We start from the raw sequence: 25,518 nt of genomic DNA, 5'->3' as shown, positions 1-25,518 counted from the left end.
GCGGGCGGCGTCAGACGATGTCGATGGCAGCCGTCGGAGTGGACCCGTGGCGGCGCACCCGAAGCACTCGGAAGCCCTTGGCTGTCGCTGAGCGATGCACCGAGTACCCGCGGTGGAAGGTCGTTGTCATCCACCGTTGCAGGGAGTCCGAACCGAGGTTGCGCGAGACGACGAGCCACGCATCCGAGCGCTCGTCCAATCGCGGGATCCAGTTCTCGAGCAGCCCGTGCAACTGATTCTTGCCCACCCGGATCGGCGGATTGGACCGGATCGTTCGAAAGACGACGTCGTCGGGAACATCGTCAGGCAGTACGGCGTTGACATTCGAGAGACCGAGCTCGCTGGCGTTTGTGCGGACGAGGTCCAATGCTCGCTCGTTGACGTCGACAGCCCACACCGTGGCGTGGGGAGCGTCCATGGCAAGGGTCAGTGCGATGGGCCCCCAACCGCACCCGAGGTCCAGCAGATGTCCGCCTGCGGGCGGGGGAGGTGTGTTCTCCAGCAGGACGGTTGTTCCGATGTCGATGTGATCCGGGCTGAAGATCCCGCCGGCCGTCGTGACCTCGACGGGATGCCCCGCAATCGAGACACGAATGCGGCGGAGATTTTCGGGACTGGAAGGCGACGACGTGAAGTAGTGATCGCTCTCCATGGCGACGAGCGTAGCGGAGGACGGGCCGCCTCCGGGAGGCTAGAGTTTACGGATGCCTGACGGCGGGCATCCCACGGAAATGATGATGGACGAAATCCCAGACCCCCAGACCACCCCAGCGGAGCACCCTGTCGACCCCGTCGACCGGGTGCTCGAGCGCGCCCGCGGCCGATCGGACGTGTGGGTCTTCGGCTCAGCGCAGGCTCTGCAGGATTCCGCGACAGCCGGGGGAGCGGACTCGGACGGCGACCAGTGGGATCGCGAGGAGCGCGCCGCGCTGCGACGCATCCCGGGTCTGTCGACCGAACTCGAGGACGTCACCGAGGTCGAGTACCGCCAGCTCCGGCTTGAGAATGTCGTCCTCGTCGGTGTGCACCCGCAGGGGGAGCAGGAGAACGCGGAGAACTCTCTCCGGGAGCTGGCGGCGCTTGCCGAGACCGCGGGTGCCGTGGTGCTCGATGGTGTCCTCCAGCGTCGCCCGCATCCGGATCCCGCTACCTACCTTGGACGAGGCAAGGCCGACGAGCTCCGCGACATTGTCGCCTCGCTCGGTGCCGACACCGTGATCGCCGACACCGAACTGGCTCCGAGCCAGCGACGCGCGCTCGAGGACGTCGTCAAGGTCAAGGTGATCGACCGCACCACCGTCATCCTCGACATCTTCAGCCAGCACGCCAAGAGCCGTGAGGGCAAGGCGCAGGTCGAACTCGCACAGCTTGAGTACCTGCTGCCGCGCCTGCGCGGCTGGGGTGAGTCGATGAGCCGACAGGCCGGCGGCCAGGTCGGCGCTGGCGGTGCCGGTATGGGTTCGCGTGGTCCCGGTGAGACCAAGATCGAGCTCGACCGCCGCCGCATCCGCACCCGGATGGCGCAGTTGCGGCGACAGATCCGCGACTTCGCACCGGCGCGGGATGCAAAGCGTGCTGAGCGTCGGCGTAACACGGTGCCGTCGGTTGCGATCGCCGGGTACACGAACGCGGGAAAGTCGAGCCTGCTCAATCGGCTCACGAACGCCGGTGTGCTGGTCGAGAACGCGTTGTTCGCGACGCTGGATGCGACGGTCCGGCGCACTGAGGCATCCGATGGTCGGGTCTACACCCTCACCGACACTGTCGGTTTCGTGCGCAATCTGCCGCACCAGCTGGTCGAAGCCTTCCGGTCGACTCTCGAGGAAGTCGGCCAGTCGGACGTGATCGTGCACGTGGTGGATGCATCGCACCCCGATCCCGCGGCGCAGTTGGCTACCGTCCGTGACGTCATCGGCGATGTCGGAGCGCGCGATCTGCCGGAGCTCGTCGTCTTCAACAAGGCCGACCTCGTCGACGAATCGACGCGCATGGTTCTTCGAGGACTCGAGCCCGCGGCGCTGTTCGCCTCTTCCCGCACGGGGGAGGGCATCGCGGAGCTTCGGGCTGCCATCGAGCGGGCGCTTCCGCTTCCGGCTGTCGAAGTGCACGCGATCGTCCCGTACGGCCGCGGCGATCTCGTCTCAGCGGCTCACGAGACCGGCCACGTGATCACCATCGCGCACGAGGAAGCGGGGACGGCGCTGCACGCGTTCGTTTCGGAGAAGCTCGCGGCAGAGCTCGCGCCCTTCAGCTCAGCGTCAGCGGTGCGACGTCCGGCGGAGTGAAACCGAACACGGCGCCGAGGAAGGCAAGCTCTGTTTCGAGGGCGTGGATGACGGTCTCGGCGCGCCGGAAGCCGTGCGCCTCTCCCTCGTAGAGGACGTAGGCGTGCGGGATGCCGCGCGCCGCTAGCGCTTCTCGAATGGCCTCTGCCTGTGCCGGGGGCACGACCTCGTCCTCGGCTCCCTGGAGCAGGAGCATGGGGACATCGAAGCCGTCGGGATGCGAGAGTGGAGAGCGCTCGATGTAGAGCTCCTCCGCGTCGGGGAGGGGACCGATCAGACCGTCGAGGTACCGGGCTTCGAAGTCGTGGGTGTCAGCGGCCAGTGCCCGAGCGTCGCCGACGCCGTAGCGGGATACCCCGGCGGCGAACACGTCTGTGCGGGCGATCGCGGCCAGGACTGTCCATCCTCCTGCGGACCCGCCGTCGATCGCTATGCGGGCGGGATCTGCGAGGCCGGCATCCCCCAGCGCGAGCGCAGCGTCGCGAACGTCCTCGACATCGACGACGCCCCACTGTCCCCGAAGCCGCTCGCGATAGGTGCGTCCGTAGCCAGACGAGCCGCCGTAGTTGACATCCAGCACGCCGATGCCGCGGCTGGTGAAGTAGGCGATCTTCGGGGATGCCGACCCGCCGACGTGACCCGTCGGTCCACCGTGCACGAGAACGACGTAGGGAGGGAGTTCGTCCTCCGGAGCCGAGGCTGTCGGGTTCGTCGGGGGAAAGGCGAAGGCGTGGACCTCTCCGCGGGATCCGTCGGTGGTCAGCGCGATCGGCCGTGGCGTCCATTCGGCGGGCCAGGCGTTCTCACCGCCGGCGACAGGCTCCCAGCGCGCGCTGTCGATATCGACCAGCCACACGCCGGCGGCGCCGTCCGTCCGGGAGCCGATCACGAGGGCACGCCGGCCCGCGGCATCCTCGACCGACGCGTCGGAACTCACCGGTCCGCCGAGATCGTGCAGATCGCCGCCTGGAGCGACGGCGACGACTCGATCAGTGCCGTGGGTACGGACGCAGACAGTGGTGCCGTCTGCCTCCTGCGCGTACCAGCGGCCCCCGAGTGACCACAGCGGTCCGCCCGTGTCCTCCGAGGCTGGAGCCACGCGCCTCGGGCCGTGAGAGGCCGACCAGGTGTGCAGGTTCCAGCGGTCGTCAGGATCGTCGAGGAACAGGAGGTGCTCGGCGTCGGCCCACTCGGGTTGCAGGGGCGCTCGGCCTGGGCCACCGGCGATGGTCTGCCAGGTCTGGATCCGACCGTCGACGAGAGTGCCGAGACGGAGCTCGGTGCTGTCCCAGGGCATGGCTGGATGATTCCAGGCGATCCAGGCGAGGCGGGATCCGTCGGGCGAGACGGCGGGGTGGGCGACGAAGTCACTCCCTGCCACCACGGAGACGATCTGGTCCGCATCCGTCGCGGCAGAACCGTCGCGCGGAACTCGCACGATGTCGCGAGCGGGCACACCGGGCCGTGTGTGGTCTTCGCGGATCGCCCACAGCTCTCCGGCGGCGAACCGCAGTCCGCCGAATCGCATCCGCGTCCCGGCCGGTGTCAGGGCGCGCGGCTCGGACTCGGGATCGAGGATCCAGATCCGCTGGTCTGTCTTCTCGACGAAGCACAACGCTCCGTCATCCGTCGCCGCCCATGCGCCGCCGCCGTACTCGTGCACGCGAGATCGAGCGTTCCACGGGGAGGGCAGGAGCTCGTCGACAGTCCCATCGGCCAGGCGTCGTCGGACTGTCGTGCGCCCGTTCTCGGTCGGAACGCTCTGTCCCCACCAGATCTCCTCGCCGTCCGGGGCGGCGACGAACGCCGCACCCTCGAAGCGCGGGGATGCCGCTGCAACGGATGCCGCAGAGATCGACGAGGGCCAGGTGCCGTAGGGGAGCCGGGGCTGGGAGGAATCCATAGCCCCCACGCTACGCGCGGTCGCTGGCGGGCTCCTCGACGACGATCTCCTCGGAGCCCTCTGCCTCGGCCACAGCGACCTCTGTGTCGGCCGCGTCCACCTCGATGACCTCCACCTCGACGAGCTCGCGCCGCTGCAGCAACTCGAGGACCCAGGCGACGATGACTGTCACCAGGAACACCAGGACGACATCGCTGAAAGAAAGCGGTCGCAGCGCGAGAAGCCAGACAACGGCGAGGACGACCAGCACGATCCGGATCGCCACGCGATACCGAGCGAGGAATCGTCCGAAAGCGCCGGTGTCGAGGCCCCGGGTGGCGAGGGCGCCGCGGATGGTTGCGTTGAAGCCGCTGACGCCGCCGCGGGTGGCGGTGGCCGAGCGACTCGATCCCATGAGCCAGCCGATCACGGCGATCACGACACCGAGCAGCGCGATCACGAGCGCGCTCTGCGCCATGGATGCCGTGAGCTGCGTGTAGATCACGCCGAGAGCCGTGGGTGAGAGATCGAGCTGACCGGCGACGACAGTGCTCGCCGCAGCTCCGATTCCGAAGCCGGCGGCAAGCATGCCGCCGCCGATGAACAGTCCCACTCCCGTGCCGATCACGGCAACGCTGCGGCGTCGTGCGATCACGATGGCCAGAACGAACAGCGCAATGGTGACGACCGAGAGCCACCAGCCGACGGCGTCAGCAAGCGCGTACACGGTCCGGAAGGCGATGAGTGCTTCCCCGTCGCCGATGATGATCGTCTTGTCGATCGTCGGGATGAGCCCGGCAACACCGACCCCGCTGTCGACGAGGCGCTGCTTGACCTGTTCGATGATCGGTCCCAGGGCGATCCCGAGGCCGTCGCCATCGAGCACGAGGATTCCGCCTCCGTCGGCTGTCGCGACGGTCGTGATCGAGCGGTGGACCCCCCGCAGGGCGAAGGCCCAGACATCCGAGAATGCATCCGAAGCGACGATGCGCTCGACAGCGGAGTTGACAAGGTTCTGAACACCCTGAGCCGCTGGCGCGCGCAGCGCGTTGAGCGCTGTGGCCGCGGCTGGAGGCAGTCCTAGGTCCTCGATACCGTCGAAGACCTGGTCGGTGAGACCGGCGAAGTCGACCTGCTCGTCAATGGCGGCAGTGGCCTCATCGACGATGAGTTCCTGGACCGCGGGATCCTCGGTCAACGGAGCGAAGGTCGACACGAACGCCTCTTCGTCGACCAGCTGCACGCGCGCCCAGGTGGTCACCACCGATACCGGTACGAGAATCGTGGCGATCACGATCACGAATGCTGACAGCGCTGCGCGCCACCAGCCGCCGGATGGAGAGGTTCGTCTCGTCAGGCGAGCGTTTTCTGCCTCAAGGGCGAGGATGCGGGACTCGAGGTCTTCGGGTGTCGGCGAGCTCATGGGCCTCATTCTGGCGGAAAGACCGCTCTGCGCGCCTCACCCGATTGTGGCGATTGATGCGGCTCAGACCGCCCGCAGTACCGCCACGACCTTGCCGAGGACCGTCGCTTCGTCACCCAGGATCGGCTCGAAAGCGGAGTTGCGCGGGAGGAGCCAGGTGTGGCCGTCCCGCTGACGGAAGGCCTTGACCGTCGCTTCACCGTCGAGCATTGCGGCGACGATGTCGCCATTGTCTGCCGTCGCTTGGGAGCGCACGACGACCCAGTCGCCGTCGCAGATTGCCGCGTCGATCATCGACTCGCCGCTCACGCGCAGCATGAACAGCTCTCCCTTGCCCACGAGCTGTCGGGGCAGGGGGAAGATCTCCTCGATCTGCTGGTCGGCAGTGATCGGAACTCCCGCGGCGATGCGGCCGACGAGCGGAACCATGGCGGCGTCGCCGACTGCCGGGGCGGAATCTGCGGGGTTCTCTGCGGCCATGCCCGGAAGATCGATCAACACTTCCATGGCTCGCGTCTTGCCCGCGTCGCGTCGAAGGTATCCGCTGAGTTCGAGCTGGTTGAGCTGGTGCGTGACGCTCGAGAGGCTCTTGAGCCCAACGGCATCGCCGATCTCGCGCATGCTCGGCGGGTAGCCGTTTCGGGCGATCGCTCGTTGGATCACCTCGAGAATGGCGAGCTGCTTCTCGCTCAAGCTGCGGCGCCGCCGCGTGCCAGTGCGCTCCCGTGACGGCTCCTCGTTCATGTGTCCCGCTCCTGTCGCTGCTCGCATCCGCCCCGCACTCCTCTTCGAATGTCGGAGGTTGGTGATGACCTGTCTTCATCGAAACCGTAACCGCTTCAGGACCGTTTCGTGGACTACGGGTCCGCGTGTCGCGTTCGAAAAAGCCGCGAGGTAACTCGCACTTGACAGCCAGAATACTCGAAGATAGCTTCGGAAGAGAGCTTCGTATCCGCCACTCCTGGCCGAGCGGTGGATGCGAATCTCTCCCCGAGATAACGGAGGATGACATGACGACGATTGCTCTCGGTCCCGCACGCACGACCACGACTGCGGTGCGACCTGCTGCGACCCGGCTTCGGCTGACCGCTCGTGGTCGGGCCGTGCTGACGACGCTTGCTGCGCTTCCGGCGGTCCTGGTCATCCTCGGAGTCATTTGGGGAGGCGGGGCAGCCCTCGCATCGCTCGATCCCTCGGCGCCGTCGGGAACCTTCGAGACGGTCACCGTTTCGGCGGGTGACTCCCTGTGGTCAATCGCACAAGAGATTGCTCCGGATGCCGACCCCCGCGACGTCGTGGCTGAGATCTCCCGCCTGAACGGCCTCACGGGAAGCGTCGTGAGCGCTGGGCAGCAGCTGGCTATCCCCCTCGCGTACACGCAGTGAGCAGGACTACAGGACCGGGTGCGGCGCCGTCGCGCACCGTACGATGGGACGGGTGACGATTCGCCTCGATGATCTCCCGCTCCGCGATGACCTGCGGGGTCTCACCCCCTATGGCGCGCCGCAGGCGCCACTGCCTGTCGCTCTGAACGTCAACGAGAACACCCACCCGGTGCCGCGGGAAGTCGCGGACGACATCTTGGATGCGATCGGGCGGGCTCTCGGCGAGATCAATCGCTACCCCGACCGCGAGTTCAGAGAACTGCGCGCGGGATTCGCCGAGTACCTTCGGCACGGCCTCGTCGCCGACCAGATCTGGGCGGCCAACGGATCCAACGAGGTGCTTCAGCACGTTCTTCAGGCTTTTGGCGGGCCTGGGCGCCGTGCGTTCGGCTTCGCTCCCACCTACTCGATGTACCCGCTCTTGACGCGCGCGACGGGGGCCGAGTGGGTGTCTGGGAGCCGTGGTGCCGACTACACCGTGGATGTCGAATCGGCGGTCGACCAGATCACCGCAGCCGATCCCGACATCGTCTTCCTGTGTGCACCGAACAATCCGACCGGTACGCCGATGAGCCTTGAATTGATCGAGGCGGCCTACGAGGCAACCCGCGGGATCGTGATCGTCGACGAGGCATACTTTGAGTTCGCGCCGCGAACTGCAGCATCGGCGCTCTCGCTGCTGCCGGGTCGGGAGCGCCTCCTCGTCTCGCGAACGATGAGCAAGGCGTTTGCCTTCGCGGGAGCCCGGGTTGGTTACCTTGCCGCCGATCCCGCCGTGATCGATGCCCTGCGCTTGGTGCGGTTGCCCTACCACCTCAGCTCTCTCACCCAGGCGGCGGCGCTGGCCGCACTCGCCCACGCTCCGGTGATGCTCCAGATGGTGGACGATATTGTGGCGCAGCGCGATCGCATCTCGGCGACCGTCGAAGCCCTCGGCTATCGTGCCTACGAATCGTGGACGAACTTCGTGCTCTTCAGTGGGGTGGATGACCCCGGTCGCACCTGGCAGCAGCTCTACGATCGCGGCATCCTCGTTCGCGACATCGGAATCCCGCGAAGCCTGCGCGTGTCGGCGGGTACCGCAGAGGAGACCACCGCGTTTCTGGAAGCACTCGCGTCGATAGACTCTCGCGCATGAGCAGCAGCCGCACCGCAACACTCACGCGAGCCACGAGCGAGTCGCGCGTCGAGTTGAGTCTTGACCTCGACGGCACCGGCGCCAGCACCATCGACACCGGAGTCCCGTTCTACGATCACATGCTCACGGCTTTCGCGAAGCACTCCCTCACCGACCTGACAGTCCGGGCCGAAGGCGACGTCGAGATCGACGCCCACCACACCGTCGAGGATGTTGCGATCGTGCTCGGCGACGCCATCCGGGAGGCTCTCGGCGACAAGGCGGGCATCTCACGCTACGGTGACGCGCTCGTTCCGCTCGATGACGCTCTGGCCCAGGCAGTCGTCGACATCAGTGGGCGTCCGTACCTCGTGCACGACGGCGAGCCCGACGGGTTCGCACTGCACCTGATCGCCGGTCACTTCACGGGGTCGCTCGTACGGCACACCTTCGAGGCGATCAGCTACCACGCCGGCCTCACGGTCCACCTTCGTGTCCTGGCCGGACGCGACCCGCACCACATCGCCGAGGCCGAGTACAAAGCCTTCGCGCGCGCCTTCCGTCAGGCCAAGGCACTCGACCCCCTCGTGCGCGGCATTCCGAGCACGAAGGGTGCGCTGTGACTGGCGCGCCGACAAAGATCGTGCGGCCGACGGTGGCCGTGCTGGACTACGGATCGGGCAACGTTCACTCTGCCGTCAAAGCGCTGGCTCTGGCAGGGGCCGACGCGCAGCTGACAGCGGACCGCGACCTGATCATGGCTGCGGATGGTCTGGTGGTTCCGGGCGTCGGTGCCTTCCGTTCGGTGGTGGATGCTTTGCGCGACTCGCGTGCCGATCAGCTCATCGAGCGACGCTTGGCAGGCGGACGCCCGGTGCTGGGGATCTGCGTCGGGATGCAGGTGATGTTCGAGCACGGTGTCGAGCGCGGAGCCGACAGCCTCGGGCTCGGGCAGTGGCCGGGGGCAGTCACTGAACTCGACGCGCCGGTGCTCCCGCACATGGGATGGAACACCGTGGATGCCGGCGCCGGGTCGACACTGTTTCGCGGCATCGAATCGGAGCGGTTCTACTTCGTCCACTCGTACGCCGCGCAGCACTGGACTCTTGAGGCCCAGGCTCCCTTCCCTAGCCCGGTTGTGACCTGGGCAACGCACGGCGGGCCGTTCGTCGCAGCCGTCGAGAACGGCCCGTTGGCGGCGACGCAGTTCCACCCCGAGAAGTCGGGGGAGGCGGGTATCCGCTTGCTCGCGAATTGGATCACGAGCCTTCCCGCGGCTACCCTCTGAACTCGTGCCTGCCCCCGATCCTGATCGGCGTGCCGCGGGCTCCGTGAACCCGCCCGAGGAACCATGAACGACTTCGCGTCAACGCCCGAACTGATCCTGCTGCCCGCCGTCGATGTCGCCGACGGCAAGGCGGTGCGCCTGACCCAGGGCGCTGCCGGCTCGGAGACGAGCTACGGTGACCCGGTGGAGGCTGCCGTCGATTGGGCCCGCCAGGGTGCACAGTGGATTCACCTCGTCGACCTGGATGCCGCGTTCGGCCGCGGCAGCAACGCCGGAGTTATCCGCAAGGTCATCAAGCAGGTCAAGGGCGTTCACGTCGAGGTTTCGGGAGGCATCCGGGATGACCGCAGCCTGGAACTCGCGATCGAGTACGGTGCCGAGCGCGTCAACCTCGGTACCGCGGCGCTTGAGAACCCGGAGTGGGCTGCCGACGTGATCGGCCGCTACGGCGAGCTGGTCGCCGTCGGGCTTGACGTGCGCGGTACGACCCTCGCGGCTCGGGGTTGGACGCAGGAGGGCGGCGACCTGTGGGCGGTGCTCGACCGCCTCGAGGATGCCGGGTGCAGCCGCTATGTCGTCACGGATGTGACCAAGGATGGGACGCTTCGCGGGCCCAACCTCGATCTGCTTCGCGAGGTCGCGACCCGCACCCCGAAGCCGGTCATCGCCTCGGGTGGCGTGGCGACGCTGGATGACATCGCGGCGCTGCGGGAGCTCGTCCCCCTCGGGGTCGAGGGAGCGATCGTCGGGAAGGCGCTGTATTCGGGCGCCTTCACCCTGGCCGAGGCACTGGATGTCGCCGGAGGCTGACGACTCGCCGCGGCATCCGCACGCGCACGGCCACGGATCGGATCACACCGCCGACTCCGCAGGATTCCCGTGGGCCGGGCGCAGCTTCGAGGCGAACCCGTTCGCCGGCGACGACGGGTCGGCAGATGCGGCGCTGATCGGCGCGATCGGGCGGTTCCGGGCGGGCGAGGCATCCGTGGTCGAGGTGATCGAGGCCTACCGATCGGCGCGCCTGTTGATCCCTCTTGTCGCCGAGAAGGGCGACGAGGGTGTCGGTGCTCACGGGCTGACGGTCGACAAGACGCAGGAGCTGTCGATCGTCACTGTCGCCGCGCCCGACGGCAGGCGCGTGCTTCCGGTGTTCTCGTCGGTCGCGGCGATGAGCGCATGGGACGCCGCCGCCCGGCCTGTCCCCGCCGATGGGGTGCGGACCGCCGCAGCTGCTGTCGATGACGGCACCGACCTCATCGTGCTCGACCCGGGATCCGAAACCGAGTTCGTCATCCGTCGCCCCGCCGTCTGGGCGATCGCGCAAGGTCAGGTGTGGGAGCCCGCGCACACGTCACCGGAGGTCTTCGCCGGATTCCAGGAAAGCATCGGTGCGGAACTTGCCGTCCTCGATCTCTCGCTGGCACCCGCCGACCCGCAGGCACGGGGGAGAGGCCCCGAGGTGCAGGTTCAGCTCGACATCATGCCCGGCCTTGACCGTGAAGAGCTGGATGCCGTGCTGCAGCGGCTCGCGAAGCGCTGGGCAGCCGATGACCGCATCGCGGTGCTCGTGGATTCCCTTGCTGTGAAGATCCGGCGCTCGACGGTCTGAGTCGGTCCCCGCATGGGTCTGACGGGCTGCGGCTCAAGTGACCGGCCCGGTCCACTTCTCGCCGGGTCCCTTGCCGATGGGATCGGGGATCACTGACGCTTCGCGGAACGCGAGTTGCAGCGAGCGCAGACCATCGCGCAGAGAGCGAGCGTGCATGTCGCTGATCTCCGGGGCGCCGGCGGTGATCAAGCCGGCGAGGGCATTGATGAGCTTGCGGGCCTCGTCGAGGTCCTTCTGCCTGTCGGGGTCGTCGGCAAGCCCGACCTTCACTGCCGCGGCGCTCATGAGGTGCACGGCAGTGGTCGTGATGACTTCGACAGCAGGAACATCGGCGATGTCCCTGGATGCAGCGGCAGCAGCCTCGGCATCCTCCTCCCAGCGTTGCTCGCGCTCGCGGTCTCGGCGGTCGGCCGATTCGCTGGTGGGTGCTGCAGGGTCGGAAAAACCGGGAATCGTCGACACGTGATGCCTTCTGCTAGACTCGTGCGGGCTCCGGAGCACTATGCCCCGGACACGAAAGAGGATCACATCCCACCCGCGCTTGCCGCTCAAGGCTACCGGGTCCACGAACTCCGCTTCCTCCGGCAATCCGATTGCCAGGGAAGTAGCGCTCGACAAGCTGTCGAACGTCAGGGTGAATGAAGCCGATGCAGAGCGTCGAGCGGGTGGAGTGTTCTGATCTCACCCGCGGCGCACCCCGTGTCGCGGTGCCTTACACCCGCACGAAGAGGAGTTCCGCATCAGCGATCCCCGCATCAACGAGCGCATTCGCGTGCCCGAGGTCCGTTTGGTCGGTCCCGGCGGCGAACAGGTCGGTGTCGTTCGCATCGAAGTCGCGCAGCGTCTGGCTCAGGAGGCTGACCTCGATCTGGTCGAGGTCGCCCCGAACTCGAAGCCGCCCGTGGTCAAGATCATGGACTACGGCAAGTTCAAGTACGAGGCTGCGCAGAAGGCGAAGGAAGCGCGACGCAATCAGGCCAACACGGTTCTGAAGGAAGTCCGGTTCCGCCTGAAGATCGAGCCGCACGACTACGAGACCAAGCGCAAGCACGCGGAGTCGTTCCTGAAGGCCGGCGACAAGGTCAAGGCGATGATCCTGTTCCGTGGTCGCGAGCAGTCGCGCCCCGAGCAGGGTGTGCGCTTGCTCCGCAAGTTCGCCGAGGACGTCGCCGAGTTCGGCACTGTCGAGTCGAGCCCGACGATCGACGGCCGCAACATGACGATGGTGATCGCACCTCACAAGAACAAGTCCGAGGCGAAGGCCGAGCAGAACGCACAGCGCGCTGCCACCAAGGAGGCGGCACGTCAGTCCGCCCGCGGTGAAGCCCCTGAGCCCACAGCCGCTCCCGCCGAGTAGGCCCCCAGACTCCCGCCCGGCGGGAACCACAACGAAGGAAAAGAAGATGCCGAAGCAGAAGACCCACTCGGGTGCCAAGAAGCGCTTCAAGGTCACCGGAACCGGGAAGATCAAGAAGCAGCAGGCGAACCTCCGCCACAACTTCGAGGGCAAGCCCACCAAGCGCACTCGCCGCCTGTCGGCGGACAAGATGCTCGCCCCCGGTGACGCGAAGGTCGCCAAGAAGCTCCTCGGCATCTGAGCGCCACGGTACGAACAGGAACGAAACGAAATGGCTAGAGTCAAGCGGGCTGTCAACGCCCACAAGAAGCGTCGCGTCATCCTTGAGCGCGCGTCCGGTTACCGCGGGCAGCGCTCGCGTCTGTACCGCAAGGCGAAGGAGCAGGTCACCCACTCGCTCGTTTACGCCTACCGTGACCGCCGCAAGCGTAAGGGCGACTTCCGTCGCCTGTGGATCCAGCGCATCAACGCTGCGAGCCGCCAGAACGGCCTCACCTACAACCGCTTCATCCAGGGCCTGAACCTGGCCGGTGTCCAGGTCGACCGTCGCATGCTCGCCGAGCTCGCGGTCAACGAGCCGAAGGTCTTCGCGTCGCTCGTCGACACCGCCAAGAAGGCGCTGCCCAGCGACGTCAACGCACCCAAGTCGGCCTGATCGGTCGTTCTTGCCTGGAGGGCGCTTCCCGTGCGGGAGGCGCCCTTCGTGTCGTTCGTGGCATATATGTTCGTGTGGCCCGCGATGGCGCGGGAATCGCCGTCGCTGTACCTCTAAACTGGGCCCGTGCTGGAGAATCCGCGATCCCCACGCGTTCGCGCGGTCGCGAAGCTGTCCAAGCGCAGTGCGCGACAGGAGACCGGGCTGTTCTTGCTCGAGGGACCGCAAGCGGTTCGCGAGGCGCTGACCTATCGATCTGATGCCCTCGTGGAGCTCTATGCGACTCCTAGCGCACTGGATCGGCACAGCGACATCCGGGACGCTGCCCGTGCCGTGGGGTTGGACGTGGAACTGGCAAGCGATGCCGTTCTGGATGCCATGGCCGACACAGTGACACCCCAGGGGCTCATCGCGGTCGCGCGCCAGACCCCCTCGAGCGTCGCTGAGGTCTTCGCCGCCCGCCCGCGGCTCGTCGCGATCTGCGAGCAGGTGCGTGACCCGGGGAACCTCGGGACGATCATCCGCGCGGCCGATGCGGCGGGCGCCGACGCCGTGATCCTCACGGGCAAGTCGGTCGACCCGTACAACCCGAAGGTCGTCCGTTCCACGACCGGCTCGCTCTTCCACCTCCCGATCGCCGTGGGGGTCGACCTGCCGGAGGCTGTCGAACAGGCGCACGCCGCTGGTATCCGCGTGGTGGCCGCAGACGTGGACGGGACCGACTTCCTGGCATCCCGCGACCTTCTTGCGGAGCCCACTGCGTGGCTGTTCGGCAACGAAGCGCGCGGGCTCGAAGAGGATGCCCTCTCGCACGCGGACCTCTCGTTACGGCTTCCCATCTACGGCAAGGCCGAGTCGCTCAACCTGGCGACGGCGGCGAGTGTCTGTCTCTACGAGACCGCGTTCGCCCAGCGCAGCGCGCTGGCCTGAGCTGCGTTTCGACCGGTACACGCGCGCGCGTGCGCCATACTCGGAAAGGGGGCTTTTCTGGGAAGGTCTCTATGGTGCTGCCCGCGCGCGTTGCTGTCGTCGATGACCACGAACTCGTAGCGCTTGCTCTGCAGTCGGTCCTGACCGACGTTGACGACCTCGACTTCGACCGGCACGCGCGCACCGTCGCTGCGTTGACCACTCGGCCCCGCGAGGCTGACGTTGTCGTGCTGGATCTGAGTCTGCGCGATGGGAGCGATCCGGCCGCTAATGTCGCCGCGCTGCGGCAGTGGGGGGCACACGTGCTTGTCTTGACTTCGGCCGAAGACCCGTACCTGGTGCGCGAAGCATCTCGCACTGAAGCGCTCGGCATCCTTCGCAAGACCGCGCCTCGCACGGCGCTGGTCGACGCTCTGCGCTCCGTTGCTGCCGGCGAGCATGTGCCGAGCACGGAATGGGCATCGGCAATCGATTCCGATCCGCTCGTCCACGCCGCCCCGCTGACCCCGCGGGAGCGAGAGGTGCTCGCGCTTTACGCCTCCGGGATGGGCGCACGCGAGGTGGCAACGGCACTGTTCGTGAGTGAGAACACCGTCAACGATCATCTCCGCCGGATCCGGACCGTGTACCACCATCTCGGTCGGCCCGCGGCCACGAAGGTCGAGCTCTACCAACGTGGACTCGAAGACGGCTTCTTCCCGGCGCCGCGCCGTGAGTGAATCACCGCATCGCGCCGAGTTGATCGCGCGGCGCGCCCTCACCGTGTGCGTCTCGCTCTCGGTGTTGGGAACGTTCGCTGGCGTTGTGCTCGCGCGTTCCACGTCGCCGACGGCCGCAGTACCTGCCTGGTACATGGCCCCCGTCATCGTGACCCTCGCGGTACTGATCGTCCCGGGCGCCGTTGTCGTCTGGTTGCCGCTGTCCGCCCTGCGCGTGGTCTCGGGGTTCGGCGCGGGGTGCTACATCGTCATGCTCGCCGGTTTCGGCCCCGCCCTGGCAGTGATCGACGCGGGCGTCGGCTCGGGCGCACTGCCTTGGGCGCTCGCCGTCTACGCTGGACCGGCATTGGCCGCCGTCGTCGCAGCCGGGGAGGGTGCGGGCCTGGTCGTAGCCGCCGCCTCGATGTGCACGGTGCCCATCTACCGGCTCGCCCTGGGGACCGGTGACGCGCTGGGCCCCGCCGTGAGTGATGTGCAGACCGCGCTGTGCGCGCTCGCCGTGTGCGTCGTCGGCGGCGCCCTTGTACGAGGGTCGATCCGTGTGGATGCCCTCGCGGCTCGCGGCGGGGAAGCCAGTGTCCGAGAAGCGGAAATCAGGGGGCGGGTCGCGGCACGCGCCCGGTCAGCGGCGTTCGTCCACGATGAGGTTCTTGTTGCGCTGCGGGCAGCAGCAGAGGGTGGCGCGATCGCACAGGCCGCCATCCAGCGGCAGGCCCGTCGTGCGCTCATGCTTGCCGATCGCTTTCACAGTGGCATGTCGGCAGATGCGGGGACCAGGAACGACGATCTGTGGCTGGACGAGATCCGACGACGTGCCCTCGACGTCGATCCTCGGATCCGTGTTGAGGTGTCCGCGAGTGATCAGCCGGTTTCCGTTCCCGGAGATGTCGCCGAGGCGCTGGTGCGAGCGGCGCGGCAGGCCCTCGACAACAGCGTGCGCCACGCCGGACCCGCAGCGCGTGCTCTGCGGATCGAGCAGAGCGGCGACGGTGTTGTGGTCGACGTCTCGGACGACGGCACGGGGTTCGAGCCTGGCAAACTCCCGCCCGGCCGACTGGGTATCGGCATGAGTATCGTCGAGGCGATGCGCACCGTCGGAGGGCGGGCACGAGTGCAATCGGCGCCGGGGTCCGGGACACGGGTCGTGCTCGAGTGGCAGCGAGCCACCGTCCCCGACGTTGCGCAGCACGAGGGTGAAAGCTTGGACTTGCCGACGGCGGTCCAGGCCTTCGAAGACGCGCGCTTCGGCCGCGGTCTTCGCGCACTTACGATCATGTTCTTCGCGTCGCAGGCTGTCATCGCCGGCATCGTCGGGGTCTCGGCCGGCCAGATGGCAGTGTCTGTCGGCGTACTCGTCGCACTGGCTGCGAGCGGGATCCTCATCGTGCGCGCGCGTGGCAGGGGTCTTACTGCAGGGGCACTGGTGACGGTCCTCCCGGTTGCGGCAGGTCTGACGGGTATCGCCCTCAACCCGGCGCCGGCGGGCTACGAGCAGGTCTGGTTTCTCCCTGCCATCGGGCTCGTCCTCGGTGCGACTGCACTCCGGGCCCACCCTCTTGCCGCGACGATCGGTACGGTCGGGCTGCTTGCCGGGGCGATCCTGATCACCTCCCTCGCAGGCTCGCACAGCGTCGCGTTGGCCCTGGCGACGGCGCGAACCGTGCTCATCGTCTCGCTTGCGATTCTGATCGCGCTCGTCATTCAGCGTGCCCGCGATCTGAGCGTGCGAGCAAGCGAGCGCGCCGTGAGTGCCATCCGCGCGAGCGCAAGGGACGCTGCCGCGCAGCGGGAGATCGAGCGACGCGCGTCGGATCTGGATGTCCACGCGCGCCCGGTCCTCGAGCGACTGGCGGCAGGTGAGGTGCTCTCGCCGGCGGATCGCTCGTTCGCGTGGGCCGTCGAGGGGCGCCTGCGCGACGGCTACCGCGCCCACGCTCTTTCCCGCGGACCACTGGTCGACGCGGTCATGGATGCCCGGAGGCGGGGCGTCGATGTCGTTCTGCTCGATGACAGCGAAGACGCTGAGTACCCGGATGAGGTGTGTGCGGCAATCGCGGACTGGATGACTCCCTACGTGGAGCAGGCGCTCGAGCGATTTGTGGGTCGCCTGCTGCCACCCGGGCGCCCCTTGGTTGCCCGGGCCGTCGTCGACGGGCAGACCGCCGGCTATCCGGCTCGCGGTGAATGGGGAGCTCGATGAGCGTCCACGTCTGAGGGTGCGGCGGCTCCCGGGTGGGGGAGACGGAGCCGCCGCGCACCCATCGTGTCGTCAGCGGCGTACGCGGGCGGATTCAGAAACCACTGATTCTGGTGGTTTCGACATCCGTTCGCCGCCGTGGCAGAAGAGAAGGGGCACCCTGTTGCCTCGGTAGACTCGACTCTCGTGTCCGACGCTCCAGAGATCACCCCCGAGACCGTCGCCGCAGCGGCAGATGCGGCACGCGCCGCGATCGCCGCTGCTACCGATTCGGCATCCCTCAAGCAGGCGCGAGCCGCGCACGTCGGTGAGGGCTCGCCGCTGGCGCGCTTGAACGCGTCGCTGCGTGATGTCGCTCCCGAGCGCAAGGCCGAGTTCGGCAAGCTCATCGGTCAAGCTCGCGGTCAGGTGACGCAGGCACTCGCCGCCCGGGAGGCCGAGCTCGAGGCGGCCGAGCTGGCAGCACGTCTGGATGCCGAAGCTATCGACATCACGGCGTTGCCCTCTCGCGCGCGGGTGGGAGCCCGGCATCCGCTCACCCTGCTGCAGGAGGAGATCTCGGATGTCTTCGTCGGCATGGGCTGGGAGGTCGCGGAAGGACCCGAGCTCGAACACGAGTGGTTCAACTTCGACGCCCTCAACTTCGACGTCGATCACCCCGCCCGGCAGATGCAGGACACCTTCTTCGTCGACCCGATCGACCGCCACCTCGTGATGCGCACGCACACGAGCCCCGTGCAGGTGCGTTCCATGCTCGATCGTGAGCTTCCGGTCTACGTCGTGTGCCCCGGACGTGTGTATCGCACCGACGAGTTCGACGCCACGCACCTTCCCGTCTTTTCGCAGGTCGAGGGGCTCGTGATCGATAAGGGCATCACGATGGCGCACCTCAAGGGCACGCTCGACCACTTCGCGCGCGTCCTCTTCGGTCCCGAGGCCAAGACGCGCTTGCGTACCAATTACTTCCCGTTCACCGAGCCGAGCGCGGAGCTCGACCTCTGGCATCCCACCTTCAAGGGGGGTGCGCGCTGGATCGAATGGGGCGGCTGCGGCATGGTCAACCCGAACGTCCTCCGGGCTGCCGGAATCGATCCCGAGGAGTACTCCGGGTTCGCGTTCGGAATGGGCATCGAACGCACGCTGATGTTCCGCAGCGACGTGAAGGACATGCGCGACATGGCTGAGGGCGATGTGCGCTTCAGTGAGCAGTTCGGGATGGTGGTGTGATGCGCGTTCCGCTGTCGTGGCTGCGTGAGTTCGTCGAGGTGCCCGCCGAGGCAACCCCCGAAGACGTGCTTGCCGCGCTGGTGTCGGTCGGCTTCGAAGAAGAGGACGTTCACCGCTTCGAGCTTTCGGGCCCGATCGTTGTCGGCGAGGTTCTCGAGTTCGTCGAGGAACCGCAGTCCAACGGCAAGACGATCCGGTGGTGCCAGGTGCGCGTTGCAGACGGAGAGGGCACGGATGACGCGCCCGCCGTCCGCGGCATCGTGTGCGGCGCGAGCAACTTCTTCGCCGGCGACAAGGTGGTCGTGACCCTGCCCGGAGCGGTGCTGCCGGGACCTTTCCCGATCGCCGCGCGCAAGACGTACGGACATGTCTCGGACGGCATGATCGCGTCGGCCAAGGAGCTGGGGCTCGGTCAGGACCACTCGGGGATCCTGCGTCTGGTTGAACTCGGCATCGACGCTCCGGTGGGCTCGGATGCCATCGCGCTGCTCGGGCTTGACGATGAGGCAGTCGAGATCAACGTGACCCCCGACCGCGGCTACGCGCTCTCGATCCGGGGTGTGGCGCGCGAATACTCGCACGCCACGGGGGCGGCGTTCCGTGACCCTGCGGATCGGCCGTGGGGCGAGGTCGATCCCGGCGAGGGCTTCCCGATCACCGTCGATGATCCCAACCCCATTCGTGGGCAGGTCGGAGCCTCCGAATTCGTTGCGCGTCTCGTGCGTGATGTGGACGCTTCCAAACCCACGCCACCCTGGATGATCACGCGGCTGACCCTTGCCGGGGTGCGACCGCTCGGCATCCTCATCGACATCACCAACTATGTGATGCTCGAGCTCGGAAACCCCATCCACGGGTACGACTACGACACCCTGCGGGGCGGGATCACCGTGCGACGCGCTCGCGCCGGTGAGAAGCTCGAGACCCTCGATGGGCAGGTGCGCACGCTGGATGCCGAGGACCTCCTCATCACCGATGAGTCTGGTCCGATCGGTCTTGCCGGAGTGATGGGCGGGGCTACGACAGAGATGGGGCCCGCGACGCGCACCGTGCTCGTCGAGGCAGCCCGGTTCGACCCGGTGTCGATCGCGCGGACGGCGCGCCGACACAAGCTGTCGTCGGAAGCCTCGCGACGCTTCGAACGAGGCGTGGACCCCGCTATCGCCTTCGCGGCCGCTCGTCGGGTAGCAGACCTGATGGTGGAGCTGGCTGGCGGGACGCTTGACACGTCCTTCGGGGGCGCCCTGCGCTCTGGTCACGGACAGGACGCGATCGAGCTGCCGCGCGGCTTCGTCTCCGGTCTGATCGGCGTCGACTACACGGCCGACCAGATCGTCGAGGCGCTCCGGCTGATCGGGTGCGACATCCAGGATGCCGGCACCGACCCGGCCGCGCCCTGGCTGGTCTTCCCGCCGTCGTGGCGCCCCGACCTCACCGACCGGTGGACCCTCGCCGAGGAGGTCGCGCGCATCCACGGGCTCGACCAGGTGCCCTCCGTGCTGCCCACCCCGCCATCGGGACGCGGGCTGACCGCTGCCCAGCGCGCGCGCCGTCGCGTCTCCAACGCGCTGGCGGCTGCGGGGTACGTCGAGACCCCGTCGTTCCCGTTCGCCGCGGCCGAGAGCAACGACCTTCACGGCAGTGCCGGCGGAGGCAATCTTCCGAGCATCAAGCTCGCGAACCCGCTCGACGGGCAGTTGCCGTACCTGCGTCGTTCGCTCGTGCCGGGCCTGCTGCAGGTCGCGCATCGCAATGTGTCGCGTGGGCTCGTCGATCTTGCCCTCTTCGAGACCGGCGTCGTGTTCCTGCCCGCTGCGGGAGTCGAGTACGGCACGCCGTTCGTTCCGCCGCTGGGCATCCGGCCCGATGCCGCCACCCTCGCGGGTCTTGACTCGTCGATCCCGTCGCAGCCGCGCCACGTCGCGATGTTGCTGACGGGAGCGCGGGTCGCCAAGCAGCCCGGTCAGAGTGCCGAGACCGCAGACCTCGCCGATGTCATCGATGCGGTTCGCACGGTGGCTTCTGCGGCGGGGGTCGACGTGACGATCGTCCAGACGCGGCGCGCGGCGCTGCACCCGGGGCGTGCCGGTGACGTTCGTGTCGGCGATGTCACCGTCGGGTACGTGGGCGAACTCCTGCCTGCTGTGGCTGCGGATGCCGATCTGCCCGGCCGTGTCATCGTTGCCGAGCTCGACCTCGACCTCGTGATCTCTCTCGCGGGTGAGCGTGTCGTGGCGGCATCCCTGTCGGGTTTCCCGGCGGCGACGCAGGATGTCTCGCTCGTCGTGGCGGAGGCGATTCCCGCGGCCGAGGTCGAGGCTGCGCTCGTCTCGGGCGCCGGCGACCTGCTCGAGGCGGCGCGTCTGGTTGACGACTACCGCGGCCCGGGCGTCGAACCCGGCACGAAGAGCCTCACCTTCGCGCTGCGCTTCCGAGCCGCAGACCGCACCCTGACGGCGGCGGAAGCCACCGAGGCAAAGCTTGCCGGCGTCGCCGTGGCAGCCGAGAGGTTCGAGGCGCGCATCAGGGAGTAAGCGGCAGCTCGGCGTTCCGGTGCCGTGGCTCCTGCGAGCGGCGGGCCTGGACCGCTACGCTGGCGACGGGTCCGGGCGCTGAGGCCGGCCCCTTGCCGCGACCACACGACCCCGAGAAGGAGCCGCGCCGATGTCGTCGTTCCTCTACCGCGTGGGTCGATTCGCGGCCCGCCGTCGGTGGACGGTCATCGTCATCTGGGTGGCTGTTGTCGTTGGAGCCTCGGCGCTGGCCGGAGTGCTTGGCAACCACCTCCAGTCGAGCTTCACCGTGCCCGGCACCCAGGCTCAGTCGGCACTGGATGCCCTGGAGCAGCGCTTCCCGCAGATCAGCGGCGCCAGCGCAAAGGTGGTCGTTGCCGCACCCTCCGGTGGGCAGGTCTCGGCGAGTGAGGACCTGATCGCCACCGCCTGTGAAGACATCGCGGCCCTGGACGACGTGGTAGCAGTCACGTGCCCCTATGCCATGACCGCGAGCGGTTCGACGGCGGCCTCGGACGGCACTGCCTCGCAGATCTCTGCCAACGGTGACATGGCGTTCATCGCCGTGCAGCTCTCGGTAGCCGCGACCGACATTCCCGACTCGCTTGTCTCCTCGGTGGCCCAGGCCACTGCACCGCTCACGGATGCCGGCCTCACCGTCGCGGTGTCGGGACTTGCTGCGAGCGCGTCCTCGGGAGTCGACTGGACCGAGCTTGCCGGAATGGGCATCGCCTATGTCGTCTTGGCGATCACGTTCGGGTCTCTCATCGCCGCGGGGATTCCCCTCGTGACCGCGGCGCTCGGCGTCGGACTTGCAGCGAGCGCCATCACGATCGTCGGTGCCCTCGTACCGGTCTCGTCGACCGCGCCGGTCCTCGCGACGATGCTGGGCCTTGCCGTCGGTATCGACTACGCCCTCCTGATCACGTCCCGGCACCGCGACAACCTTCGGGAGGGGATGGATCCCGCCGAGTCGGTAGCCGTGGCCATCGCGACGGCGGGTACGGCTGTCGTGTTCGCGGGGATGACGGTCATGATCGCACTCGTGGGGCTCGGAGTGGCGGGGATCCCCTTCCTCACCGTCATGGGCCTGGGGGCTGCGGGGGCCGTGCTGACAGCATTGTTGGTCGCTGTCACGCTGCTCCCGGCGATTCTGTCGCTGCTGGGGCGCCGCCTCATCCCGCGAGGTCGGGCAGAGCGTCGCGCAGCTCGTCGCGGTGCGGAGCCGGCGCGCACGGCGCGGTGGGTGAAGATCGTCACGCGGCAGCCGCTGCTGACCGCGCTCGGTGTCGCCGCGGTGCTCGCGGTGATCGCGATCCCAGCGTCCGGGCTGCGTCTGACACTGCCGGATGCCGGCTACGACCCACCGGGCTCTGAAGCGCGGGTCGCGTACGACCTGCTCGACGAGGGCTTCGGCCCGGGTTTCAACGGGCCGCTGCTGGTGACCGCCGATATCTCGCGTACGCTGCAGATCGAGCAGGCTCTCACCGCTCTCGAGAATGCGTTCCAGGGCGTCCCTGGGATCACCGCGGTCTCGCAGGCCTTCCCCAACGAAGCCCTGGACATGGCCGTCGTCACGATCACTCCCGACAGCTCCCCGTCCTCCGATCAGACAGCGCAGCTGGTGCAGACCCTGCGCGATCGTGCCGCAGCGTTCGAGGCGACGAGCGGCTTCAGCTATGAGATCACCGGCCAGACTGCCCTCGCCATCGACATCTCCGATCGCCTGGGCGCGGCGATGCTGCCGTTCGCGATCGTGGTCGTCGGGCTGAGCCTCGTGCTGCTGACCATCATGTTCCGCTCGATAGCCGTGCCGGTCACCGCGACCTTCGGCTACCTCCTGACAGTGGGTGCGGGCCTGGGGATTGCCACCGTGGTGTTCGAATGGGGGTGGGGGGCTTCTGTTCTCGGCGTCGGCAAGGTCGGCCCGGTGATCAGCTTCATGCCGATCCTCGTCATGGCGGTGTTGTTCGGGCTCGCGATGGATTATCACGTGTTCCTGGTGTCGCGGATGCGCGAGCGGTTCGTCAATACCGGCGACGCGCACACCGCGGTCCTGCAGGGGTTCTCCGCCTCCGCGCGGGTCATCACCGCCGCGGCGTTGATCATGTTCTCGGTCTTCTTCTCGTTCGTTCCCGGCGGCAACGCGATCATTCAGCCGATCGCTCTCGCGCTCGCGGTGGGAGTCCTCATCGATGCGTTCGTGGTGCGGATGACTCTCATCCCTGCGCTCATGGCCATGTTGGGTGCCCGCGCCTGGTGGCTGCCGCGGTGGCTCGAGAAGCTCTTGCCGGATGCCGACATCGAGGGCGAGGCCGTGCGGCGGATGCTCGATCAGCGAACCTGGCGTGAGGCCGAGCGCGCGGTACGCGGGAGCGGTATCCACGCACACGAGGCGACGTTCGGTGATTCAGCACCGCTCACCGTCGACCTGCCGGAGTCCGGAGTCCTCGTGGTCCATGGCCCCGAAGCCGCCGCCGTCTGTGCGGGCCTGTCTGGCCGGATTTCGGATGTCGGCGGGGACCTTGCGGTGAGCGGCCGACTCATTCCGTTCGAGAGGGAGCCCCTCTCTCGGGTCTCGGTTCTCGTTCCGGCGCTTCCCGCGCCCACGGACGCGAGCACTCTTGTCGAACACGTGCGGCGCCAGGTGCGCCTGGACGGCAGTCGCGGTGATCATCGTGATCGGGCACGCCGGGCGATCGAGCTGTGGGGCGAGCTGACGGGCGGGCCGAGCGTGCTCGACGAGGTCGATGTGCCGATGTCGCGCCTGGACGAGCATCAGCGCTGGACGCTCGACGCCGCTGCGGCGCTCGCATCGATGCCCGAGGTCACAGTTCTGGATCTGCAGCGCCGGTCAGATCAACCGGCGCTGCTGGGCCGCATTCTGCGCGCCGTATCACCCTCCACGACGCTCGTGGTCGCCGTCGGCGACGCGGCGGTCGAAGAGGCTGTTCACCTGACACCCCACGGGCGCTCCGTGAGCGTTCTCCGGGCAGACCGGTCAGCTGAGGATCCCGGCCCGCAACACGCGAGTACGGAGGCCGTCGTATGACCGGGCTGTCGGGGCTTCTGGCCGGCGGCGGCCGAGGGCGGGCGATCGCGCTCGCGGTCTTCGCGATCCTCATCCCGCTGCTGGTCATGCTGACGCTGTTGCCGCGTCAGACCCAGGAACAGGTTCCCGTGGCGATCGTGAACCTCGATGTTCCGATCCAGAACGGGAGTACGCCCGTCGCCGCGGGCAAGCTCGTCACCGAGAACCTGCTGACAGCCGACGACGGGATCGCCTGGACTCTGACGGACACGGCGACGGCAGATCAAGGGCTCGCCGCGGGCACGTATCTCGCTGTCGTGACGATCTCAGCCGACTTCTCGAAGGACGTCGCCACCCTCAGTACGGATTCGCCCACACAGGCGGAGCTGAGCGTGCAGACCAGCACCCGTCACGGGTATCTGTCCGGAGTGTTGGCCGAGGCTCTGGCAGCAGGGCTGCCGCGTGGCGTGGAAGCTCAGCTCACCTCCGGCTATGTGTCCGGCACGCTCGAAGCTTTCACGGAATTGCATAGTGGCATCGGTCAGGCTGCCGACGGTGCGAGCGAGCTCGCGACGGGCATCGCTGATGCCGCCGGGGGCGCCGGGGTTCTCGCACAGGGCCAGCGAGAGCTCGTCACGGGGCTCGAGGGCATCGGAACAGTACTTCGCGCCCTCCCGACGGGAGTCCGCGACCTGGGTGCGCTCAGCGCGACAGCCGGGTCAGATGCCGCAGCTCTCGCGGGCTCGCTGGCCGGGGCTGCCATCGAGGCCGAGGCGCTCTCCCTCGCACAGGATGCCGGGGTGGCAGACCTCGACGTGCTGGCTGCGCTGATCTCGGCTGATCCGACGGCACCAGCCGGTGACCTGCTCGATGACATCCTCGCGCTCCGGGGCGGGGCAGCCGCGGTCGCGTCGGACCTCCAGGATCAGGCGGGGGCGCTCGCCGGCGACGCGGCAGACGCCGCCGAACTTGCCGTCGGAGCCGATGCCGTGGCCGATCTTGCACGACCTGCGGCGTCAGCGCTCAGCCAGCTCTCGGCGGCCCAGCAGGCCGCGGTGTCCGGCGCATCCGATCTCGCCGCAGGCACGGCAGAACTCGCGAGTGGCCTCGACAGCGCGGCCGGCGCCGCGGGTGACCTGGCGGGCGGTCTGGATGAGGCGGCATCCAGCATCCCCAGCTACTCCAGTGCTCAGCAGCAGAGCATCGCGAGCACGGTGGCCTCCCCGATCGGGGTCACCACCTCGAGCATCGGTGGACCGGATTCCGCGCTGGCAGCGGCGGTGGCAGCATTGGCTCCGGTGTCGCTGTGGCTGGGCGCGCTTGCGACCTTCCTGGTCGTGGCGCCGTTCGCGCGATCATCCCTGGTGACCCCCGCGACGTCCGCGCACATCGCCGCTGACGCTGCCTTGGTTGCCGTAGGAATCGCCGTCGTGCAGTCGGTGCTTGTTTGGCTGGGGGTTGCCGTCCTGGGTGTCGTCCCCGATCGGATCGCGGTGGCCTACGGGCTGACCCTTGCCGTCGCGGTGTCGTTCACGCTGTTCCACCAGGCCCTCACCGCCCTGTTCGGTCGTGCTGGTCTCATCGTGTCGGTGCTGGCACTGGGCCTTCAGCTGGTAGCCGCGGGCACCCTGCAACCGGTGACCGAGGGGTCGCTGGCTGCCACGCCGTTCTCGATCCTGCCGCTGAGCGTTGCCCTGCAAGGCGCCGACGCTCTGGTGGGCGGCTCGCTGCACGAAGTGGTCGGGGCAGCGGTCGGTCTTCTCCTCTGGGCCGCCCTCGCCTTCGCAGGGACCGTGATCGGAGTGCGCCGTGCCCGCGCGCGGGCGGTCAGCGCACTGCTTCCAGTGTGAGTGGGCGCGTCGATTTGCGGCGCCGAGGCCGAGATCGGTACTCTCGCGAC

The 25,518-nt window shown here is 68.0% G+C and carries 22 protein-coding genes; 17 read left to right on the top strand and 5 right to left on the bottom strand.

Going from position 1 to position 25,518, the window contains the following annotated elements; all coding sequences use genetic code 11:
- Positions 1 to 10 precede the first annotated feature (10 nt).
- Positions 11 to 652 (bottom strand): class I SAM-dependent methyltransferase, encoded by a 642-nt coding sequence (locus AADH62_RS10710; RefSeq protein ID WP_292712090.1) that lies wholly within the window; start codon positions 650 to 652, stop codon positions 11 to 13.
- Positions 653 to 737: 85 nt separating this feature from the next.
- Between AADH62_RS10710 and hflX the strand changes: the two genes are divergently transcribed.
- Positions 738 to 2,285 (top strand): GTPase HflX, encoded by a 1,548-nt coding sequence (gene hflX, locus AADH62_RS10705; RefSeq protein WP_341579532.1) that lies wholly within the window; start codon positions 738 to 740, stop codon positions 2,283 to 2,285.
- Here hflX and AADH62_RS10700 read toward each other — a convergent pair.
- From AADH62_RS10700 to lexA, 3 genes are all read right to left on the bottom strand, one after another.
- Positions 2,248 to 4,188: a S9 family peptidase gene (locus tag AADH62_RS10700; protein ID WP_341579457.1), complete on the bottom strand. Its 1,941-nt coding sequence runs from the start codon at positions 4,186 to 4,188 to the stop codon at positions 2,248 to 2,250. The two genes, hflX and AADH62_RS10700, sit on opposite strands and share 38 nt — an antisense overlap.
- A gap of 10 nt (positions 4,189 to 4,198) precedes the next feature.
- A complete protein-coding gene (locus tag AADH62_RS10695) occupies positions 4,199 to 5,590 on the bottom strand; it encodes a hypothetical protein (protein WP_341579456.1) in 1,392 nt (463 codons plus the stop codon).
- 63 nt (positions 5,591 to 5,653) lie between these two features.
- Positions 5,654 to 6,334, bottom strand: coding sequence for a transcriptional repressor LexA (lexA, locus tag AADH62_RS10690; RefSeq protein ID WP_341579455.1), 681 nt, complete (start codon positions 6,332 to 6,334; stop codon positions 5,654 to 5,656).
- Between the two features lie 266 nt (positions 6,335 to 6,600).
- On the opposite strand from lexA, the gene AADH62_RS10685 reads away from it, so the two are divergent.
- The 6 genes from AADH62_RS10685 (at position 6,601) to AADH62_RS10660 (ending at position 10,989) form a co-directional block, all read left to right on the top strand.
- Entirely contained in the window at positions 6,601 to 6,975 is a 375-nt protein-coding gene (locus AADH62_RS10685; protein WP_341579454.1) for a LysM peptidoglycan-binding domain-containing protein, read from the top strand.
- A gap of 43 nt (positions 6,976 to 7,018) precedes the next feature.
- Complete coding sequence (locus AADH62_RS10680; RefSeq protein WP_341579453.1) at positions 7,019 to 8,113, top strand: histidinol-phosphate transaminase; 1,095 nt, start codon at positions 7,019 to 7,021, stop codon at positions 8,111 to 8,113.
- A complete protein-coding gene (gene hisB / locus AADH62_RS10675; protein WP_341579452.1) occupies positions 8,110 to 8,715 on the top strand; it encodes an imidazoleglycerol-phosphate dehydratase HisB in 606 nt (201 codons plus the stop codon). Before AADH62_RS10680 ends, hisB begins: the two co-directional genes overlap by 4 nt.
- 17 nt (positions 8,716 to 8,732) lie before the next feature.
- A complete protein-coding gene (hisH, locus tag AADH62_RS10670) occupies positions 8,733 to 9,380 on the top strand; it encodes an imidazole glycerol phosphate synthase subunit HisH (RefSeq protein ID WP_341579531.1) in 648 nt (215 codons plus the stop codon).
- A 63-nt stretch (positions 9,381 to 9,443) separates the two neighbouring features.
- A complete protein-coding gene (priA, locus tag AADH62_RS10665) occupies positions 9,444 to 10,190 on the top strand; it encodes a bifunctional 1-(5-phosphoribosyl)-5-((5-phosphoribosylamino)methylideneamino)imidazole-4-carboxamide isomerase/phosphoribosylanthranilate isomerase PriA (protein WP_341579451.1) in 747 nt (248 codons plus the stop codon).
- Positions 10,174 to 10,989, top strand: coding sequence for an SseB family protein (locus AADH62_RS10660; RefSeq protein WP_341579450.1), 816 nt, complete (start codon positions 10,174 to 10,176; stop codon positions 10,987 to 10,989). The genes priA and AADH62_RS10660 overlap by 17 nt, the downstream gene beginning before the upstream one ends.
- Positions 10,990 to 11,022: 33 nt before the next feature.
- Here the strand turns inward: AADH62_RS10660 and AADH62_RS10655 are convergent, their stop codons facing one another.
- Positions 11,023 to 11,442, bottom strand: a complete 420-nt coding sequence (locus AADH62_RS10655; RefSeq protein ID WP_341579530.1) for a DUF1844 domain-containing protein — start codon at positions 11,440 to 11,442, stop codon at positions 11,023 to 11,025.
- Between the two features lie 286 nt (positions 11,443 to 11,728).
- Between AADH62_RS10655 and infC the strand changes: the two genes are divergently transcribed.
- The 10 genes from infC to AADH62_RS10605 all read left to right on the top strand — a co-directional run bounded on the left by infC (position 11,729) and on the right by AADH62_RS10605 (position 25,468).
- A complete protein-coding gene (gene infC / locus AADH62_RS10650) occupies positions 11,729 to 12,346 on the top strand; it encodes a translation initiation factor IF-3 (protein WP_341579529.1) in 618 nt (205 codons plus the stop codon).
- 46 nt (positions 12,347 to 12,392) lie between these two features.
- Positions 12,393 to 12,587: a 50S ribosomal protein L35 gene (gene rpmI / locus AADH62_RS10645; RefSeq protein WP_228177767.1), complete on the top strand. Its 195-nt coding sequence runs from the start codon at positions 12,393 to 12,395 to the stop codon at positions 12,585 to 12,587.
- A gap of 30 nt (positions 12,588 to 12,617) precedes the next feature.
- The gene (gene rplT, locus AADH62_RS10640; protein WP_228177768.1) at positions 12,618 to 13,001 is read left to right on the top strand and encodes a 50S ribosomal protein L20; all 384 of its coding nucleotides are present in this window, start codon (positions 12,618 to 12,620) and stop codon (positions 12,999 to 13,001) included.
- A gap of 126 nt (positions 13,002 to 13,127) precedes the next feature.
- The gene (locus tag AADH62_RS10635) at positions 13,128 to 13,931 is read left to right on the top strand and encodes an RNA methyltransferase (RefSeq protein ID WP_341579449.1); all 804 of its coding nucleotides are present in this window, start codon (positions 13,128 to 13,130) and stop codon (positions 13,929 to 13,931) included.
- Positions 13,932 to 14,002: 71 nt separating this feature from the next.
- Positions 14,003 to 14,650 carry a response regulator transcription factor gene (locus AADH62_RS10630; protein WP_341579448.1) on the top strand — a complete coding sequence of 216 codons (648 nt, stop codon included), beginning with the start codon at positions 14,003 to 14,005 and terminating at the stop codon, positions 14,648 to 14,650.
- Positions 14,643 to 16,850: an ATP-binding protein gene (locus AADH62_RS10625; RefSeq protein ID WP_341579447.1), complete on the top strand. Its 2,208-nt coding sequence runs from the start codon at positions 14,643 to 14,645 to the stop codon at positions 16,848 to 16,850. Before AADH62_RS10630 ends, AADH62_RS10625 begins: the two co-directional genes overlap by 8 nt.
- 183 nt (positions 16,851 to 17,033) lie before the next feature.
- Complete coding sequence (pheS, locus tag AADH62_RS10620) at positions 17,034 to 18,074, top strand: phenylalanine--tRNA ligase subunit alpha (RefSeq protein ID WP_341579446.1); 1,041 nt, start codon at positions 17,034 to 17,036, stop codon at positions 18,072 to 18,074.
- Positions 18,074 to 20,608 (top strand): phenylalanine--tRNA ligase subunit beta, encoded by a 2,535-nt coding sequence (gene pheT, locus AADH62_RS10615; protein WP_341579445.1) that lies wholly within the window; start codon positions 18,074 to 18,076, stop codon positions 20,606 to 20,608. Before pheS ends, pheT begins: the two co-directional genes overlap by 1 nt.
- A gap of 130 nt (positions 20,609 to 20,738) precedes the next feature.
- Positions 20,739 to 23,639, top strand: coding sequence for an MMPL family transporter (locus tag AADH62_RS10610; RefSeq protein WP_341579444.1), 2,901 nt, complete (start codon positions 20,739 to 20,741; stop codon positions 23,637 to 23,639).
- A complete protein-coding gene (locus AADH62_RS10605; protein ID WP_341579443.1) occupies positions 23,636 to 25,468 on the top strand; it encodes a hypothetical protein in 1,833 nt (610 codons plus the stop codon). Before AADH62_RS10610 ends, AADH62_RS10605 begins: the two co-directional genes overlap by 4 nt.
- Positions 25,469 to 25,518: the final 50 nt, after the last annotated feature.

This window comes from Microbacterium schleiferi, from assembly GCF_038150145.1.
Classification (GTDB): domain Bacteria; phylum Actinomycetota; class Actinomycetes; order Actinomycetales; family Microbacteriaceae; genus Microbacterium; species Microbacterium schleiferi_B.
The sequence above is the reverse complement of the archived record's forward strand: the minus strand, read 5'-3'. Positions and strand labels throughout refer to the sequence as shown.

Coding starts and splice junctions, on each gene's coding strand:
- priA (WP_341579451.1), top strand. CDS start 9,444: ATGAACGACTTCGCGTCAACGCCCGAACTGATCCTGCTGCCCGCCGTC.
- hisB (WP_341579452.1), top strand. CDS start 8,110: ATGAGCAGCAGCCGCACCGCAACACTCACGCGAGCCACGAGCGAGTCG.
- AADH62_RS10680 (WP_341579453.1), top strand. CDS start 7,019: ATGGGACGGGTGACGATTCGCCTCGATGATCTCCCGCTCCGCGATGAC.
- AADH62_RS10695 (WP_341579456.1), bottom strand. CDS start 5,590: ATGAGCTCGCCGACACCCGAAGACCTCGAGTCCCGCATCCTCGCCCTT.
- rpmI (WP_228177767.1), top strand. CDS start 12,393: ATGCCGAAGCAGAAGACCCACTCGGGTGCCAAGAAGCGCTTCAAGGTC.
- AADH62_RS10660 (WP_341579450.1), top strand. CDS start 10,174: ATGTCGCCGGAGGCTGACGACTCGCCGCGGCATCCGCACGCGCACGGC.
- lexA (WP_341579455.1), bottom strand. CDS start 6,334: ATGAACGAGGAGCCGTCACGGGAGCGCACTGGCACGCGGCGGCGCCGC.
- AADH62_RS10630 (WP_341579448.1), top strand. CDS start 14,003: ATGGTGCTGCCCGCGCGCGTTGCTGTCGTCGATGACCACGAACTCGTA.
- AADH62_RS10710 (WP_292712090.1), bottom strand. CDS start 652: ATGGAGAGCGATCACTACTTCACGTCGTCGCCTTCCAGTCCCGAAAAT.
- hflX (WP_341579532.1), top strand. CDS start 738: ATGGACGAAATCCCAGACCCCCAGACCACCCCAGCGGAGCACCCTGTC.
- rplT (WP_228177768.1), top strand. CDS start 12,618: ATGGCTAGAGTCAAGCGGGCTGTCAACGCCCACAAGAAGCGTCGCGTC.
- pheT (WP_341579445.1), top strand. CDS start 18,074: ATGCGCGTTCCGCTGTCGTGGCTGCGTGAGTTCGTCGAGGTGCCCGCC.
- AADH62_RS10685 (WP_341579454.1), top strand. CDS start 6,601: ATGACGACGATTGCTCTCGGTCCCGCACGCACGACCACGACTGCGGTG.
- AADH62_RS10605 (WP_341579443.1), top strand. CDS start 23,636: ATGACCGGGCTGTCGGGGCTTCTGGCCGGCGGCGGCCGAGGGCGGGCG.
- AADH62_RS10610 (WP_341579444.1), top strand. CDS start 20,739: ATGTCGTCGTTCCTCTACCGCGTGGGTCGATTCGCGGCCCGCCGTCGG.
- AADH62_RS10700 (WP_341579457.1), bottom strand. CDS start 4,188: ATGGATTCCTCCCAGCCCCGGCTCCCCTACGGCACCTGGCCCTCGTCG.